The 16,903-nt window shown below is 68.1% G+C and carries 13 protein-coding genes; 10 read left to right on the forward strand and 3 right to left on the reverse strand.

Features of this window, described 5'->3' with window-relative positions:
• Window positions 1-26 precede the first annotated feature (26 nt).
• The 4 genes from rarD (at window position 27) to LDO15_RS23420 (ending at window position 4,066) form a co-directional block, all read left to right on the forward strand.
• Window positions 27-1,028 (forward strand): EamA family transporter RarD, encoded by a 1,002-nt coding sequence (gene rarD / locus LDO15_RS17520; RefSeq protein ID WP_223980511.1) that lies wholly within the window; start codon window positions 27-29, stop codon window positions 1,026-1,028.
• A 98-nt stretch (window positions 1,029-1,126) separates the two neighbouring features.
• Complete coding sequence (locus tag LDO15_RS17525) at window positions 1,127-1,525, forward strand: STAS/SEC14 domain-containing protein (RefSeq protein WP_223980513.1); 399 nt, start codon at window positions 1,127-1,129, stop codon at window positions 1,523-1,525.
• A complete protein-coding gene (locus LDO15_RS17530) occupies window positions 1,512-3,041 on the forward strand; it encodes a bifunctional diguanylate cyclase/phosphodiesterase (RefSeq protein ID WP_223980515.1) in 1,530 nt (509 codons plus the stop codon). Before LDO15_RS17525 ends, LDO15_RS17530 begins: the two co-directional genes overlap by 14 nt.
• Window positions 3,038-4,066 (forward strand): class I SAM-dependent methyltransferase, encoded by a 1,029-nt coding sequence (locus LDO15_RS23420; RefSeq protein ID WP_263428246.1) that lies wholly within the window; start codon window positions 3,038-3,040, stop codon window positions 4,064-4,066. The genes LDO15_RS17530 and LDO15_RS23420 overlap by 4 nt, the downstream gene beginning before the upstream one ends.
• On the opposite strand, the gene LDO15_RS17540 is transcribed toward LDO15_RS23420, so the two are convergent.
• Complete coding sequence (locus LDO15_RS17540; protein WP_223980517.1) at window positions 4,033-4,902, reverse strand: universal stress protein; 870 nt, start codon at window positions 4,900-4,902, stop codon at window positions 4,033-4,035. The genes LDO15_RS23420 and LDO15_RS17540 overlap by 34 nt on opposite strands.
• 236 nt (window positions 4,903-5,138) lie before the next feature.
• Here LDO15_RS17540 and LDO15_RS17545 point away from each other — a divergent pair, with 236 nt between their 5' ends.
• Complete coding sequence (locus LDO15_RS17545; protein WP_223980519.1) at window positions 5,139-5,891, forward strand: hypothetical protein; 753 nt, start codon at window positions 5,139-5,141, stop codon at window positions 5,889-5,891.
• 295 nt (window positions 5,892-6,186) lie between these two features.
• On the opposite strand, the gene gabT is transcribed toward LDO15_RS17545, so the two are convergent.
• Window positions 6,187-7,542: a 4-aminobutyrate--2-oxoglutarate transaminase gene (gene gabT / locus LDO15_RS17550; protein ID WP_223980520.1), complete on the reverse strand. Its 1,356-nt coding sequence runs from the start codon at window positions 7,540-7,542 to the stop codon at window positions 6,187-6,189.
• 114 nt (window positions 7,543-7,656) lie between these two features.
• Window positions 7,657-9,087, reverse strand: coding sequence for a gamma-aminobutyraldehyde dehydrogenase (locus LDO15_RS17555; RefSeq protein WP_223980521.1), 1,431 nt, complete (start codon window positions 9,085-9,087; stop codon window positions 7,657-7,659).
• 146 nt (window positions 9,088-9,233) lie between these two features.
• Here LDO15_RS17555 and LDO15_RS17560 point away from each other — a divergent pair, with 146 nt between their 5' ends.
• The 5 genes from LDO15_RS17560 (at window position 9,234) to LDO15_RS17580 (ending at window position 16,891) form a co-directional block, all read left to right on the forward strand.
• Window positions 9,234-10,676, forward strand: coding sequence for a PucR family transcriptional regulator (locus LDO15_RS17560; RefSeq protein ID WP_223980522.1), 1,443 nt, complete (start codon window positions 9,234-9,236; stop codon window positions 10,674-10,676).
• A 192-nt stretch (window positions 10,677-10,868) separates the two neighbouring features.
• The gene (locus tag LDO15_RS17565; RefSeq protein WP_223980523.1) at window positions 10,869-12,173 is read left to right on the forward strand and encodes an MFS transporter; all 1,305 of its coding nucleotides are present in this window, start codon (window positions 10,869-10,871) and stop codon (window positions 12,171-12,173) included.
• A complete protein-coding gene (locus tag LDO15_RS17570) occupies window positions 12,170-12,850 on the forward strand; it encodes a FadR/GntR family transcriptional regulator (protein ID WP_223980524.1) in 681 nt (226 codons plus the stop codon). Before LDO15_RS17565 ends, LDO15_RS17570 begins: the two co-directional genes overlap by 4 nt.
• Before the next feature lie 413 nt (window positions 12,851-13,263).
• Entirely contained in the window at window positions 13,264-14,097 is an 834-nt protein-coding gene (gene ppk2, locus LDO15_RS17575) for a polyphosphate kinase 2 (protein ID WP_223980526.1), read from the forward strand.
• A gap of 28 nt (window positions 14,098-14,125) precedes the next feature.
• On the forward strand, window positions 14,126-16,891 hold the full coding sequence (locus tag LDO15_RS17580) for an HAD-IC family P-type ATPase (protein WP_223980529.1): 2,766 nt from the start codon (window positions 14,126-14,128) through the stop codon (window positions 16,889-16,891).
• Window positions 16,892-16,903: the final 12 nt, after the last annotated feature.

Here is a 16,903-nt window from a genome sequence, read left to right on the forward strand (position 1 = left end):
GGCGCGCAGGTGGTGTTATTGGTCTTGTGCCTATACCCGAAGGATCCTTCTCCCCCGCCCCGCCGAGCGCCCCGCCTGCCCCGGCACGTGCAGCAGGCCCGGCACCGGTAGATAAGGAGACGACGGCGGGGATCCTGTTCGGGATCGGCGCCTACGGTCTGTGGGGGCTGCTGCCCCTGTACTTCTTCGTTCTGCATCCGGCCGGAGCGGTCGAAATCGTGGCGAACCGGGTGGTCTGGTCCCTCCTGTTTTGCGTCCTGCTGATCAGCATCACGCGGTCCTGGCGGGTGCTGGCCGCCGCGTTCCGGAACCGCACGGTGATCGGCCCGCTGTCCATCGCAGCGGCCCTGATCGCGGTGAACTGGCTGACCTACACCTACGGTGTGACCACCGGCCAGGCCGTCGAGGCCTCCCTGGGCTACTTCATCAACCCGCTGGTCTCCGTGCTCCTGGGGGTCTTCGTCCTCAAGGAGAAGCTGCGGCCGCTGCAGTGGGCCGCCGTCGGCATCGGTTTCATTGCTGTAGGCGTGCTCACGGTCTCCTACGGCAAACTGCCCTGGATCGCGCTGACGCTGGCGCTGAGCTTCGGCCTGTACGGCTTCGTCAAGAAGCGTGTCGGCCCGCGGGCGGACGCGATCACCAGCCTGACTGTGGAAACGATCGTGCTGGCGCCGCTGGCTGCGGCCACCATGGTGGTCCTCGCGGTCAGCGGGACGGCAAGCCTGGCCTCCAACGGTCCCGGTCACTTCTGGCTGCTGGCGGCCTCGGGTGTCATCACCGCCGTGCCGTTGCTGTTCTTCGGGGCCTCCGCCCGCCGGCTGCCGATGACAACGATCGGACTGCTGCAATACTTCGCGCCCGTCCTGCAGTTCATTGTGGCCCTCGTCGTATTCAAGGAAGCGATGACCCCGGACCGCTGGATCGGTTTCGGCGTCGTCTGGCTGGCGCTGCTGGTGTTGACCATGGACATGCTGCTTACTGCCCGAAAGAACTCCGTGACCCGGAAACGGGCCCGCGCGGCCGCCTAACCCCTGTTGCCCCGTCGGCCTCATCGTCTCCTCACCAGGGCCGCCGTGCGTTAGTGTCATTATGAATGGACACGTTGGCGCGGAATTGAGGATTGCTGGTGCCAGAAAAGGATCTTGAAACTTCGGGCGGGCGGGATATCTCATCCCTGGGCTTCGACAGCAACGGCATCCTGCGCCTCGAATGGGCCCGGGGCGTCGTGATTGATGCCCCCAACGCCCAGCACGCCATGGACCGCGTCAATGAAGTGTGCGGGGGCCGGCCCACCCCGCTCCTGATTGACATGGCCACCACGGAGTCCGTCAGCCGGGCCGCGCGGGCCGTCTTTGCCAAGCGCTGCGACGCCTCGGCAATCGCCCTCCTCGGCTCGTCCGCCGTGGACCGTGTTCTGGCCAACTTCTTCCTGGGCGTCAACGCGGCGCCGGTTCCGACGCGCTTTTTCACGAACAACGCCGAGGCGCTCCGCTGGCTGGCCTCACAGGGCCATGACAGGGCCTGACGACAACCGCCGCCTCGAGGAACTCGTAGACGGCATCGTCGTATTGTCCTCGGGCGATCTCTCGAACCGCCTGCAGGTTTCACCGGCACGGGACGGCATCGACGCCGTCACGACCGGCATCAACCTGCTCGCCGAAGAGCTCCAAAGCATGTACGAGGACCTGGAGGTCCGGGTCGCCGAGCGGACCGCCCTCCTGGAAGCGGCCAAAGCCGAGCTCCGGCGCGTCATCAACACCGACGAACTGACCGGGCTGGCCAGCCGCTCGCTGCTGCAGGAAAAAGTGGCCGAAGCCGTGGCCGGGGCTTCGGGCCGCCAGCCCGCGCTCATCCTGCTGGACCTCGATTCCTTCCGGCTCATCAATGACAGCCTCGGCCATGCAGCGGGGGACGCCGTCCTGCGGGAGGCGGCCCTGCGGCTGGTCGCGGCGGCCGGGCCCGGCCACCTGATCGCCCGCCTGAGCGGCGATGAGTTCGCTGTGCTCGTCGTGGACCAGGAACCGGACGCGGTGCTGCAGATCGCGTCCCGGCTCGGCGAATCGTTGAAGGACAGAATCGTTGCCGGCGGCGTCGCCGTCGGACTCACGGCCGGAACTGGTGTCCGGCTGGGGGAACCCGGACTGCGCAGCGAGGAACTCATCCGCGACGCCGACATCGCCATGCACGAGGCCAAGAAACGCGGCCGGGACACTCTCCTGGTGTTTTCCGCCGCCATGCACCAGGCCGCCAAGCAGCGCGTCCACCTGGTGGCGGAGCTCAGGACCGCCCTGGCCACGGATGAGCTCGAACTGGAATACCAGCCCATCATGGATCTGCGCAACGGCACGATTGCCGGCGCCGAGGCCCTGATCCGCTGGCGCCACCCCAGCCTGGGCCTGCTGGCACCCGATACGTTCCTCGACGCCGCAGACGAGGCCGGACTCACGGTCCAGATCGGCCACTGGGTGCTTGGGAAGGCCATCGCGCAGACCGGCCTCTGGAAGTCCGACCCCGGACTTCCGTCGGACTTCAGCACCCACATCAATCTCTCACCGGCAGACCTGCACCACGTCGATCTGGCGCCCTATGTCGAAGGACTGCTGGCCCGGCACGGCGTCGAACCCTGCCATGTCTCAATAGAAATCACCGAAACCGCGATCATGCGCGGCGGCCCGGAGGTGGCAGCCACCATGCAGTCGCTCAATGACCTTGGCGTCCGGATCGAGATCGACGACTTCGGCACGGGCTATTCGTCCATCAGCTACCTGCGCACCCTTCCGGCCGCGCAGGCAAAGATCGACAAGTCCCTGCTGGACGGACTGACCACGGACCGGCAGCAGGAAACCTTCGTCGCGGCCATCCTGCAGCTGATCCATTCGGCCGGACTGGGCGCCGTCGCCGAGGGCATCGAGGACCGGGAACAAGCGGAGAGGCTGCGGCAGCTGAACTGCGAATTCGGCCAGGGGTACTTCTTCAGCAGGCCGCTGCCTGTCGCGGACATGACGGACCTCCTGGCGCACAAGGACGGCGCGGTGGCATGACCGGACCCGATCCCGCGGGCACGCACAACACAGACATGAACAAGGCAGGCACGATCAAGGCAGACACGACCAACACAGACACGACCAAGGCAGACACGCGCAACACTGCCGCCGGCCGGGCCGACCGGGCGGTGGACACGATCCGGCTGACAGCGCGGGTCGCGGCACTGTCCCTGCACCGGCCCCGGCGCCCGGACCGGCGCTGGGATGCCTTTTGGCGCGGAGTATCGCAAGGATCGCTCAGGGAACCGATCATCTGGGATGCCGCCGAGGGCGCCGGGGACGAGGAGATCCGGCACCACCAGCAGCGAATGGCGGGTCTGATGGACACCAGTCTCCCGGTGGTTGATCTCGGCTGCGGGAACGGCGCCATCTCACACAGGCTCACCGAAATCTTCCCCACGGTGCTGGGCGTTGATGTCTCACCCGAGGCCGTGGCCGCGGCGCAGTCCGCCCGCCCGGACATTCCGGGCCTCAGCTTCCGGAGCCTGGACGCCACTCAGCCGTCCGCCGCGGCAGGGCTCGCGCGCGAACTCGGCGACGTCAACGTCTATGTCCGCGGCGTTTTTCACGTCCTGAGCCGGCGGCGTCAAGCGCGCCTGGCACGCTCGATCGAAGCGCTCGTCGGCGCCAGGGGCCGGGTCTACCTTGTGGAGACGAACGTCCCGGGCAGCGCGCTGAGCTATCTTCGGGGCCTGGGAGCCACGGGCGAAAAGATCCCGGGGCCGCTCCGCCAGGCGATTTCCGCCCTGCCCAAACCCGGCCATTTCGGCCCCGGGCAACGCGTCCGAGCGTTCCCAGCGCCGCGGTGGACCCTCCTCGCGGAGGGCCCCACCGTCCTGAAGACCGTGCCGATGGAACCTGACGGACCGCCCGGCACCATTCCGGCGTACTGGGCGGTCCTGGCCCCGCGGCCCCGGACTTCCGGGACTCGGACTTCCGGGGAGCAGGCCTCCGGGGAGCGGGCCTCCGGAAGTCCGGCCGCAGGGGGTCAGACCTCCGGGAAGCTATCCACCCTCTGGTAATCGCGAGGGACCACCACCATGGGAACCGGCAGTGCCCGCAGCACCTTGTTGGCGGTGCTGCCGATGAACAGCTTGTACTTCTCCGCCAGGCGGGATGACCCCACGATCATGACTTCGCCGTCGTCCCATTCCAGGTCATCGATCGCTTCCTCGATCGTGCGTCCGTGGGCGACCTCCACGCTGACGTGGTGGCCCTCCGGCAGGCGGTGCGCGGCGGCGGCGAGGACCGTGTTCGCATGGATGTGGGCGGCATTGACGTTCTCCCCGCCGTCGCCCTCGGCGTCCAGTTCCACGAGCGAGACCAGCCGAAGCGGCACGCCGCGGCGTTCGGCGGATTCGATCGCGACGTCGATCGCCGCCTCGGCGCCCGGCCGCTGCCCCACGGCCAGGGTCAGGCGCGTGATGGCTTCGGTCCGGCGGTAGCCGCGCGGTGCCAGTGCTACCGGAACCGGGGCTGCGTGCAGGAGCGCGTTGGCGACGCTGCCCACGGTGTGCCGCTTGAAGAGGCCGGTGCTGGCGGCGCCGACCACGATCAGGCCGGCCCGGTATTCGAGTGCCGCGTCGATGAGGCCGGCCGCGAACGAGTCCGCCTGGCGAACGTGAAAGTGGGCTTCCAGGCCCTCCGGGACTAAGGCCATGCCCTGGCGTTCCGCTGTGAGGATGTGCTGTTCCTCGGCGCTGGCCCGGGTTCCTTCCGGGTTCGCCACATAGGGCGTGCGCCGGTCCACCACATAGACAAGGTCGAGATGCGCTCCCTGTGCACGGGCCATGGCCGACGCAAGGGCAACGGCGTCCGCGCCGCGTTCGGTGGGTGTGTAGCCGACTACGTATCGCATGTATGAACCCCTCGTGGGTCTGTGGCAGACGCCAGCTGCGCCCCGGGGGTTCCGGGCGACGTCGGCCGGGCTGCGTTCCTGCAGTGGTAGGAACGACTCTAGTCCAGCAGGACCAAGAAACGGTGGTGACTTATGGCCCTGAGCAGCACAATCTTCCGGGCCTAGGCTGGGATAGTCGAGGGGAGACCATCATGAATGCCGGCTGCCACCGCTGGACAGGACCGCAAAATGCCAGGGTGCGCAATGCCGGGGTGGGGGCGCTGGCGCTCCTGCTGGCCCTGACCGCCTGCACGCCGCCCGCCCCGCAGCCCTCCGCCAGCAGCCAGCCGCCGTCGCAGTCCCCGTCCGCCAGCGCCACCGCGACGGCGAGCCCGTCGCCGTCAGCGACCGGCGATGCTGACGAGACGGCACCGCCGCAACCCGGCGACAAGGTGATCTCCTCCACGATCACCCACGACTGGTCGGTGCCCGGGCCGACAACACCCCTCCACACGGACCACCAGAACCCGGTGCCGATCGCACCGCCGCCGGCGGCTCCCCTGCCGACGCTGTACGCCATCGGCGCCGGGCAGCACCCCGCCGACACGCCTCCCTATGACCAGCTGAGTTTCCGGTTCAACGGCGGATTCCCCAGCTACGACGTCGAGGTGGTCCCCGAACTCGTCGCGGACGGCAGTGGCCTGCCCATTGAGATGCCGGGCACGGGAACCATTCTTGAGGTGACGTTCCGCGGCGCCCAGGCGCACACCGCGGACGGCAAGGCCAGCACCGTGACGAGCGCCCCCGCGCCGGCGGTCGGCTACAAGGCGCTCACGAGCTACGCGCCGGCCGGGGACTTCGAGGGCGTGCTGAGTTATGGGATTGGTGTGGGCCGCCCGATGAGCCCGGTCCCGGAGACGAAGGTGCGCGTCTACGAGGTGGAGAAGATCGAGCAGGGCCAGCACCTGTATGTGGTGGCGATCCAGCTGGACGCGACGGCCTGGAAGTAGACGGCCGCAGCATTAGACCAGCAGGCGCGCCGCAGCCGGCGGCCTTGGAGCCGGGCGGGCTTCGAGCCGCGCGGGCTTCGAGCCGCGCGGGCTTGCAGGCGGGCGGGCTTGCAGGCGGGCCTTGGAGCCCGCCCGGCAGCCCGCCGGGCGGGCTGAGGCCGTTGCATTTCGGACCGGAAACGGCGGAAGAGCCGCGGACGATGTGTCCGCGGCTCTTCCGTTGGCTCTCCCGCTGTGCGGGCAAGGCCGGTCTCCGGGAAGGGATCGCCTTCCCGGCAGCTCGTGGGGTTCGAGGCTAGGCGTTGGCCTTGATGGCCGCGGCCAGGACCGCGAGGCCGTCCAGCAGCAGCTCATCGCTGATCACCAGCGGTGGCAGCAGCCGGATGACGTTGCCGTAGGTGCCGCAGGTGAGGATGATGACACCCTCCTTGAGGCAGGCTGCGGCGACGGCCTTGGTCAGCTCCGGGTTCGGCTCTTTGGAGCCGGCCTGGACGAGTTCGATCGCCAGCATGGCGCCGCGGCCGCGGACGTCACCGATCACGGACTCTTCAGCGGCGAGTTCGCGCAGCTTGCCCAGCGCGACCTCCTCGATGTGGCGGGCACGGGCGTTGAGGCCGTACTGCTCCATCGAGCCGATCGAGGCGAGCGCGGCGGCGCAGGCCACCGGGTTGCCGCCGTAGGTGCCGCCGAGGCCGCCCGGGTGGACGGCGTCGAGGAGGTCGGCGCGGCCGGTGATTGCGGAGAGCGGCATGCCGCCGGCGATGCCCTTGGCCATCGTGATGATGTCCGGGACGACGCCTTCGTGGTTCACGGCGAACCATTCTCCGGTGCGGCAGAAGCCGGACTGGACCTCATCGGCGATGAAGACGATGCCCTTGTCCTTGGCCCACGCGGCCAGTGCCGGCAGGAAGCCCTCGGCCGGGACGATGAAGCCGCCCTCGCCCTGGATGGGTTCGATGATGATCGCGGCAACCTGCTCGCCGCCGATCTGCTTCTCGATCATGGTGATGGCGCGCTTGGCGGCCTCGGCACCGGTGATGTCCGGGTTTTCCTCGCGGAACGGGTAGCTCATCGGCATGCGGTAGACCTCGGGCGCGAACGGGCCGAAGTTGGTCTTGTACGGCATGGCCTTGGCGGTCAGCGCCATGGTCAGGTTGGTGCGGCCGTGGTAGGCGTGGTCGAACGCGACGACGGCGTCCCGGCCGGTCGCGAGACGGGCCACCTTGATGGCGTTTTCGACCGCCTCGGCGCCGGAGTTGAAGAGCACGGTGCGCTTCTCGTGGTCACCCGGGGTGAGGCGGTTCAGCTGCTCGGCGACGGCCACATAGCCCTCGTAGGGTGTGACCATGAAGCATGTGTGGGTGAAGTGCTCCACGGCTTCCTTCACGGCGCCGACGACGGCGGGGTCTGAGGCGCCGACGCTCGTCACGGCGATGCCGGAGCCGAGGTCGATGAAGGAGTTGCCGTCGACGTCGTGGATGATGCCGCCGTCGGCGTCGGCCACGAACACCGGAACGCTGGACGCGACGCCGGCGGCGACGACCGCCTTGCGGCGCTCGGTCAGGGCGACGGACTTGGGGCCCGGGAAGTCGGCCTGGACGCGGCGTTTCTGCTCGAGCCGGTAGGTGATGTCATGCGCGGTGGTGGTCATGGGAAAGCCTTTCTAAGCGTGCGGGTGAAGCGCGCGAGTTATGCGTCAGGTTCAGTGGTGCGGCTGCGATGTGCGTTATGCAACTGCGTTATGCAACTGCGTTATGCAACTGCGTTATGCATCGAGCGCACTCATGACGTGCTTGATGCGGGTGTAGTCCTCCACGCCGTACATGGACAGGTCCTTGCCGTAGCCGGACTGCTTGAAGCCTCCGTGCGGCATTTCGGCGGTCAGAAGAATGTGGGTGTTGATCCAGACCGCGCCGAAGTCCAGGTCGCGGCTCAGGCGCATCGCGGTCCCGTGGTTGGAGGTCCAGACGCTGGAGGCGAGCGCGTAGTCGACGTCGTTCGCCATGTCCACGGCCTCTTCCTCACTGCTGAACTTCTGCACCGTGATGACCGGGCCGAAGGCTTCCTTCTGCACGATGTCATCGCTCTGCTTGGCTCCGGTGACGATGGTGGGCTCGAAGAAGAACCCCTTGTCCCCGGCCTGGTGTCCGCCGGTTTCGATCCGGCAGTTCTCCGGCAGGGACTCCACCAGGGACTTGACCGTGTTGAAGTGGTTGACGTTGTTCAGCGGGCCGAAGTAGTTGTCTTCGTCGTTCTGGGAGCCCGTGCGGAGCGTCTTGGTGTGCTCCACGAGGGCCGCCACGAGGTCGTCGTAGGCGGAGTCCTGCACCAGCACGCGGGCGATCGCGGTGCAGTCCTGGCCGGCGTTGAAGAAGGCGAACTCGGCGATGGCCGCGGCGCTCTTCTTGATGTCGGCGTCGGCGAACACCACCGCGGGGGCCTTGCCGCCGAGTTCCAGGTGGGCGCGCTTGAGTCCCTTGGCGGCGCCCGAGGCAACGGCGATGCCGGCGCGGACGGACCCGGTGATGGAGACCAGGCCGGGGACCTTGTGCTCCACCATCATGGCGCCGGTCTCGCCGGTGCCGAGGACGACGTTCAGCACGCCGGCCGGGAAGATCTCGCCGGCAAGGCGGGCCAGCACCAGGGTGGATTCCGGCGTGGTGTCCGAGGGCTTGAGGACCACGGTGTTGCCGGCGGCCAGGGCGGGCCCGATCTTCCAGATGGCCATGAGGAACGGGTAGTTCCAGGGGGCGACCTGCGCGACGACGCCGATCGGTTCCCGCCGCACGTAGGAGGTGTGGCCCTCGAAGTACTCGCCGGCGGACTTGCCTTCCATGATGCGGGCGGCCCCGGCGAAGAAGCGCAGCTGGTCGGCGCCTGCGGCGACTTCCTCGGAGGCGATCAGAGAGCGGACCTGGCCGGTGTTGCGGTGCTGGGCCTCCACGAGCTCGTCGCTGTTGGCCTCGACGGCGTCCGCGAGCTTGAGCAGCATGAGCTGGCGCTGCCCGGGCGTGGTGTGCTTCCAGGTCTTGAAGGCGTTCTTGGCAGCCGTCATGGCAGCGTCGACGTCGGCCTGCACAGAGATCGGCGCCTGTGCCACCACATCACCATTGGTGGGGTTCACAATGGGCAGCAACCCGGTGCCGGCGGGGGTGACAAACTCGCCGTTGATGAAGTTCTGCAAGGTTTGAACCACGGTGTACAACCTCTTTCTTACTGCCAAGGACGGATGTGTGACTGGTCACGAGCCTATGCCAGCGGGGCAAGCCAGGGAATAGGCACCTGCACACCATGCCCGCAATGCTTTAGTGCGCTTGACCAGCGCGCGGCTATCCTTTATCCATGGCCATTTCACTCGCCGCCCTGCTGGGGGTTCCCTCCCTCCGTCTCGCCAAGGCCGGTCTCGCCGAAACCACCTGGCATCAGGACATTGTCTGGGTGGCCGTCACCGAACAGGAGGATCCGCAGCGGTTCCTCAACGGCGGCGAACTGATCCTCACCACGGGCATGCGGCTCAAGAGCGCGGCCGAGCAGCGCCGCTTCGTGCGCCAGGTCCAGCGGGCGGGCGCAGTGGGCATCGGCTTCGGCGTCGGCCTGACGCACGACGCCGTGCCGCCGGCCCTGATCGCCGAGGCCAACCGCTGGGGACTGCCGGTGGTGGAGGTTCCCTATGAGACCCCGTTCATCGCGATCGGCAAGCTGGTGGCCGATGCCCAGTCTGCAGACCACCTGGTCAAGCTCGAGCGGCTCATCGCCGGGCACCAGATCCTGGCCAGGGCGCTCCTGACCGGCGGCGGCCTCGCCGAACTCCTCAAACACCTGGGGTCGATGCTGCGCACCGAGATCGTCCTCACCCAGTTCACGGCACAGCTGTACAACAGCGCGCCCAGCCATCCTGCCCCCAGGGCCGAGGGCTGGGCCTCCTACCCCATCCCCACCGGCCGCCGCGATGCCTGCACGCTGTGGGTCAAGCAGCCGTTCGAAGACTCGGGCATCGTGGGCTACGCCCAGAACCTCATCAGCGTCGAACTCAACAACATGGTCAAGCAGCGCCAGGCCCAGCGGGCGCTGGCCGGCCAGGTCCTCGAGGACGTCATCCACGGGACGCTCGAGACGTCCGAAGCCACCCGGCGCCTCGCCGGCGTCGGCATCAACAGCACCCGCAAGAATGTGGTCCTGCTCGCCGAATCGGCGGCCCACCACAAACAGCTCGTCAGTTCCTCCCTGCCGCAGCCGCTGGAGGCGGCGGTCAGCGCCGTCGTCGGGAAGGACCTGGTGGTGGTGATGCCCGACGACGGCAGCGGCGCCAGCGCCCGTGCCCGCAGCCTCAGCGACCACCTGGCCGAGGCCGGGATCCACGCCACCATCGGCATCGGCGGGGCCTACACCAAGCCGAACGGCCTGCGCTGGAGCTACTTCGAGGCCCGAGACGCGGCCAGCCACGGCCTGCCGGTCAACGAGCCCGAGCGGCTGAGCCTGACCTCGCTGCTGCTGGCCAGCGAGGACGTCCCGCTGGCGGACATGGCCAACGAATCGCTCAACCCCCTGCGGACCTTCGACGCCGCGCACGGCGCCGAACTCATGACCACCCTGGAGAGCTACCTCAGCAACAACGGCTCGGTGGCCGCCGTTGCCGAGGAACTCACCCTGCACCGCAACACCGTCCGCTACCGGCTGGCTCAGATCACCGAACTCACCGGGTACGACCCGGCCCAGACACCGGACCGGGTGCAGCTTTGGCTCGCACTGGCGGTGCAGCGGCTCAACGCCCGGCACCCGCACTGACACCACACCCCCAAGCAACGCGGGGTCACTTCGCGCCCATCCGAGGCCCCGGCATGGGCGCGAAGTGACCCCGCGTTGCTTTCAGGGGGTTGCTTACGGAGGTTGCATTCCGGAGGTTGTCTCTTTCGGAGATATTCGCCACTAAAGGCTGAGACTCAAACATCAAACGTCTAACCTTTAGACATGGTACGTATGGCTAGCAGCACGGCGGTTTCCGCCCTTCCCCAGACAGCTCCACCCGGCACCGGCCGCCCGCGCGGCGTAGTGGTGGCCGGCGTCGTGGCGCTTGTGCTGATCGGGCTGAACCTGCGCGCCGGCATCACCGGATCCGCCGCGCTCTTCCACGACCTGCAGGCTGTCCTGGGGTACGGGCCGCTGATCGCGGCCCTGCTCCCCTCGATCCCCACGCTGTGTTTCGCCGTGGCCGGAGCGGCCACGTCGTGGCTGACCCGGCAGCTGGGACTGGAAAAAGCCATCCTGCTCTCCCTCGTGATGCTCGCCGCGGGGCTGCTGCTCCGGGGCATTCCCTCCACCGGAATGCTGCTCGCGGGAACCGTGGCCGGGATGTCCGGGCTGGCCATCTGCAATGTGGCCATGCCCTCTTTCATCAGGGTCCACTTCGCGGACCGCACGTCCCTCATGACCGCCATCTACACGTTGACCATGACCACCGGCGCCACGGTCACCGCCGTGCTGATCGTTCCCGTGGCACAGGCGCTTGGCTCGCCGTCCGCGGGCGTCGGCTCCATCGGCATCCTGGCCCTGTCCGCCTGCCTCGGCTTCCTCCCGATCGCGGTGCACGCCCACCGCAACGCGGCCGCCGGCAAGGCCGCCCGGGTTTCCCCGTGGCCCCTGCTGCGGACCCGCACCGGCGCGATGATCACCTTGGGCTTCACGGTGCAGGCGCTCCTGGCCTACGCCGTCCTCAGCTGGTTCCCCTACATGCTGGCCACGACAGGGCTCTCCGCGTCCGACAGCGGGCTGATGTTCGGGCTCATGCAGCTCGTCTCCGTCCCGGCCGGCATGGTGCTGGTCGCCATCGGCTCACGCCCCCGGATGCTGCGGACCGCGTTCTATCTGGCCACCGTGACCATGGCCCTCGGCGTCCTCGCGATGCTGGTCGTGCCGACGTCCTGGGCTCCACTGACCGCCGTGCTGCTGGGCTTCGGGCTCGGGATCTTCCCGCTGGTCATGGTGATGATCAGCCGCAGCGGCCGCACCACGGCCGAGACCACCGCGCTGTCCACCGTGGCCCAGTCCGCCGGGTACCTGCTGGCAACCCTCGGGCCGTTCGGGATGGGCCTGCTGCACAGCGCCACCAACTCCTGGACGCTGCCCTTGGCGCTCCTGCTGGCCGTGGCCCTGGGCCAGATCGTCGTAGGCCATCTCCTGACGGCCAAGCCCACGGAACCGCGCCCCGCCGAACCCCGCCACACAGAACAGCGCCCCGCCGCACCCCGCGCCACTGCGCGGCCCTCAGAAGGAGCCCGGCGATGACACTCACCGCTTCGCACCGCCCGCCGCTGGCGGAGGAAATCACGGCCAAGCTGCGGGCGCTGATCCACTCGGGCGAGTGGCCGCTGCAGCAGCGCATTCCGGCCGAGCCGGAGCTCATGGCCGCGTTCGGCGTGTCCCGCGGCACCCTGCGCGAGGCGGTCAAGGCACTCGCCCACAGCGGCATGCTCGAGGTCCGCCGCGGGGACGGCACGTACGTGCGGGCCATCAGCGAGATCGCCGGGGCCACGCAGCGGATGTACGAGGACCATTCCCAGGAGCACATCCTCGAGGTCCGCGTCGGGCTGGACACCCAGGCTGCCCGGCTCGCCGCCCGTCACGCAACGGCCGACGACGTCGCCGCCCTCCGCGAACTGCTCACCGCACGCCGCGTCGCGTGGCTGGCCGAGGACTACCCCGCGTGGGCCCGCGCGGACTGGGACTTCCATGTGCGGGTGGCGCAGGCGTCCGCCAACCCGCTGCTGCACGAGCTGTATGTCAGTTTCGGCGTCGTCTTCCACAACGACCTGCTCCGGCAGCAGCGGCGTGGAGGTTTCAACGGACTGCCGCTGGAGGGCCACGACGAACTGGTGGCGGCGATCGCCGCGCGCGACGAGGCGGCCGCCGTCGAAAGCGTCACCCGGAACCTGAACTCCTGCGCGGAGTGGCTCCGGGAGTAACCTCCTAGGGTTTTTCCAAGGTGGCCGGATGATGCTCTGTCTCAGTGGCATCCGCCCTTCGCGCTCCGGCCTCGCGGCCAGGCCCGCGGCAGCCGTGCGGATTGCCATCGTCGGCCGCACCCCGGCCGGTTCAGACGGCCGGCCCCTGCGCCCAGCAGCAGGGGCCGGCTCTTTGGCGTGCCCGGCGCTCGCCCCGGGCCGGCACTGCGCCCCATTAGGGTCTTAGTGCCGTAGACCGGGTTCCGGCCCCGGTCAAGACTATGAGTGGTAGACGCTGTACGAGGGTGCCCGCGATGGGGGCACCTGCACTTCAGCCCCAGTCCCGGGACGGAAGTGCCGGTCTCATCGAATGTCAGTCTCGTCGGGTGTCTCAGTGCTGTGATTGCCCCGGCAAGTACGCCGCGAGGAGGTCGATGGTGGGCAAGAAGAAGAAAAAGAACAAGAGCGCCGACGGTCAGGGTGAGCAATCCAAGACAAAGATGCCCCGCAAGGAATACGAGGCGGAGATGGCCGTCCTGCAAGGCGAACTCGTCGCGCTGCAGGAATGGGTGAAGTCCACCGGAGCGAAGATCTGCATCGTGTTCGAGGGCCGCGACACGGCCGGCAAGGGCGGCACCATCAAGCGCATTGTCGAGCGGGTGAGCCCCCGGGTGTTCCGGGTGGTGGCGCTCCCCACGCCGACGGAGCGGGAGAAGTCCCAGATGTACCTCCAGCGCTACATGTCGCACTTCCCGGCGGCCGGTGAGGTCGTCATCTTCGACCGCAGCTGGTACAACCGTGCGGGCGTGGAACGCGTGATGGGCTTCTGCACCCCGGAGCAGACCGAGAGATTCCTCAATATGACTCCGCTGGTTGAGAAGGCCATGGTCGACTCCGGAATGATCCTGCTCAAGTACTGGCTGGAGGTCAGCCCGGACGAGCAGACCCGGCGTCTGGAGAGCCGGCGGGAAGATCCCCGCAAGACGTGGAAGTTGTCGCCGATGGACCTCAAGTCCTACAGCCGCTGGTACGACTATTCCCGGGCCCGGGACGCCATGTTCGAGGCCACCGACACCGCCTGGGCGCCCTGGTATGTCGTGAACAACGACGTCAAGAAGCGCGGCCGGCTCAACATCATCAGCCACCTGCTCAGCCAGGTGCCCTACGAGCCGTTCCCGGGGCTCGACGTCGAGCTCCCGAAGCGCCAGAAGGCCGGCGACTACCGCGAGCCGACCCTGGCGGTCCGGCGCATCCCGACCCCGTTCTGAGCGGCGCCACGGCGATGAGGAGGAAGTCATGAACGACAATCCCGGAGCGGCGGCAGGGCTGGCCGCGACCGAAGCGGACGCGACGTGGTACGCCCTGGCACCGGCGGAGGTTGCAGCCGAACTCAGGGTGGACCCGGCCAGCGGCTTGAGCGCGGCCGAGGCGCAGCAGCGGCTGCAGGAGTACGGGCCGAACGCCCTGGCCGCGGCGAAGCAGGAGCCGGTCTGGAAACGGTTCTTCAAGCACTACCGGGACTACATGCAAATCGTGCTCGTGGTCGCCGCCTTGGTCAGCCTGCTGATCGAGGAATACGGGACCGCAATCGGGCTCGCCCTGCTGACACTGTTCAACGCGTGGCTGGGATACCACCAGGAGGGCAAGGCCGAAGAGGCCGCCGCGTCCCTGGGCAAGATGATGAAAGCGATGGCCAAGGTGCGCCGCGACGGCGTCATGGCGGAAGTCCCCGCCGAGCAGATTGTGCCAGGCGATATCGTGGTGGTCGACGCCGGTGACCGCGTCCCCGCCGACGGCCGGGTGATCCAGGCGGCAACCCTCCAGATCGAGGAGGGGGCCCTGACCGGCGAGAGCGTTGCCGTCGAGAAAGACACCGCTGCCATCCACCGGCACGACGTCGGCATCGGCGACCGCGTGAACATGGCGTTCATGAACACCAACGTAACCCGGGGCCACGGCGAGATCCTTGTGACCACCACCGGCATGGGGTCAGAGGTCGGCCACATCGCCAACATGCTGTCCGGACAAAAGGAGGAGAAGACCCCCCTCACGAAGCAGGTGGACCGGCTCACCATCTTCATCATCATTGCGGCCCTCTTCGCGTTCGTCGCGATCGTGGTGATGGGCCTGGCCCAAGGCGAGTCCTTCGCGGTGCTCTTCGGAATCGGCGTGGCACTGGCCGTGGGCTCCATCCCGGATGCGCTGCCCGCCGTCGTCACCACGATCCTGTCCGTCGGCTCGGTGAACATGGCCAAGAAGAACGCCATCATGAAGGTCCTGCCTGCGGTTGAGACGCTGGGCTCCACGTCGGCCATCAACTCGGACAAAACCGGGACCCTGACCCTGAACCAGATGACGGTGCGGGAAATCGTGACCGTGCAGCACCACTACACCGTCAGCGGTGAGGGCTACAGCTTCGATGGCCAGGTCCAACGGACCACCGGCGACGCCGAACACGACCTGGACTACGTGATGTTCCCGTGCGCGCTGTGCAACGACTCGGACATCCAGGACGGCGAAGTCATCGGCGACCCCACCGAGGCCGCGTTGTACGTGCTCGCGCAGAAGGGCGGCGTGGACGTCACGGAATTCCGCAGGAACCACCCGCGGGTGGCGTCCGTCCCCTTTGACTCCGACTACAAGTTCATGGCCACCTTCCACCGGATGCCTGGCGCCGACGGCAGGCCTGTCATCCGGGCCTACGTGAAGGGGGCGCCCGACGTCGTCCTCAACCGGTCCTCGACCGGGCGGATGCCGGGCGGCCGCGCCGAGCCCCTCACCGACGAATCGCGGGCGAAAGTGCTGGCCGCGAACGATCGCATCGCCAGCCAGGGCAGGCGGGTGCTGGCCCTGGCACAGCGCGAGTTCGACCCGGCAACGTTCCAGCCGTCGGGCGACCTGATGGCGCTGATGCAGGACCTGGAGATTTCTGCGCTGATCGGCGAGGTGGACCCGCCGCGCGCTGAGGCGGTGGCCGCCATCGCCAAGGCCAAGCACGCCGGCATCCGGGTCCGGATGATCACCGGCGACCATGCCGTCACCGCGGCGGCGATCGCCGAGGAACTGGGCATCAGGGGCCGCGCGGTCACCGGTGCAGAGTTCGCCGCCATGAGCGACTCCGAGGCCGACAGCCAGGTGGACGGGATCGGCGTGATTGCCCGGGTGGCCCCCGAGCACAAGGTCAGGCTGGTCCAGGTCCTCAAGCGAAAGGGCCACGTCGTCGCGATGACCGGCGACGGCGTCAATGACGCGCCCGCCATCGCCGCGGCGGACATCGGGATCGCCATGGGCATCACGGGCACCGATGTCGCCAAGGGAGCGGCCAAGATGATCCTGGCCGACGACAACTTCGCCACAATCGTCACCGCCGTCGAGCAGGGCCGGCTGGTCTATGACAACCTGCAGAAGTTCATCCGGATCCAGGTCGCCAACCTGTTCATGTTCATCCTGGCCTTCATCGGGTCATCGGCGTTCGCGATCGCCGGGACGGCGCTGCTCAGCCCGGCGCAGGTGCTGTGGATCCACATGGCGATCGTCGCCCCCATCGGCGCCGTGATGGGCCTGGACCTCGCGACGCCGGGCATCATGGACCGCAAGCCGCGGCCCTTCAATCAGCCGATCATCGTCCGGTCGATGATGGTGCGACTGCTCGTCGTCGGGCTCTTCATGGCGGCCGCGACGCTGGTTCTCGTGCAGATCGGCAAGACCACCTACGGCTCACTGGAAATCGGCCAGAGCATGGCCATTGTTGGCCTGGGGCTCATGAACATCGCCGTCGCGCTCAACCTGCGGTTCCCCGAGGAGAGCGCGTTCGGGCCCTCCACGGTGTCCAACCCGAAGCTGCTCTGGGCGTTCGCGTGGGCCTTCGTGGGCTCGATGCTGATCACCCAGATCCGGGTCCTCCAGGACCTGTTCGGGACCGTTCCGCTCACCGGTGCGCAGTGGGTGAACTGCCTCGTGCCGGCCGTGGTGCTGCTGCTCCTTGGCGAGCTGTTCAAGCTGATCCTGCGGGCCCGGCACCCGAAGGAACAGGCCAAGGCCGCGGTGCCAGCCGCCGCGTGAGCCGTTGCCGCG

It is taken from the genome of Arthrobacter sp. NicSoilB8, from assembly GCF_019977355.1.
Taxonomy (GTDB): domain Bacteria; phylum Actinomycetota; class Actinomycetes; order Actinomycetales; family Micrococcaceae; genus Arthrobacter.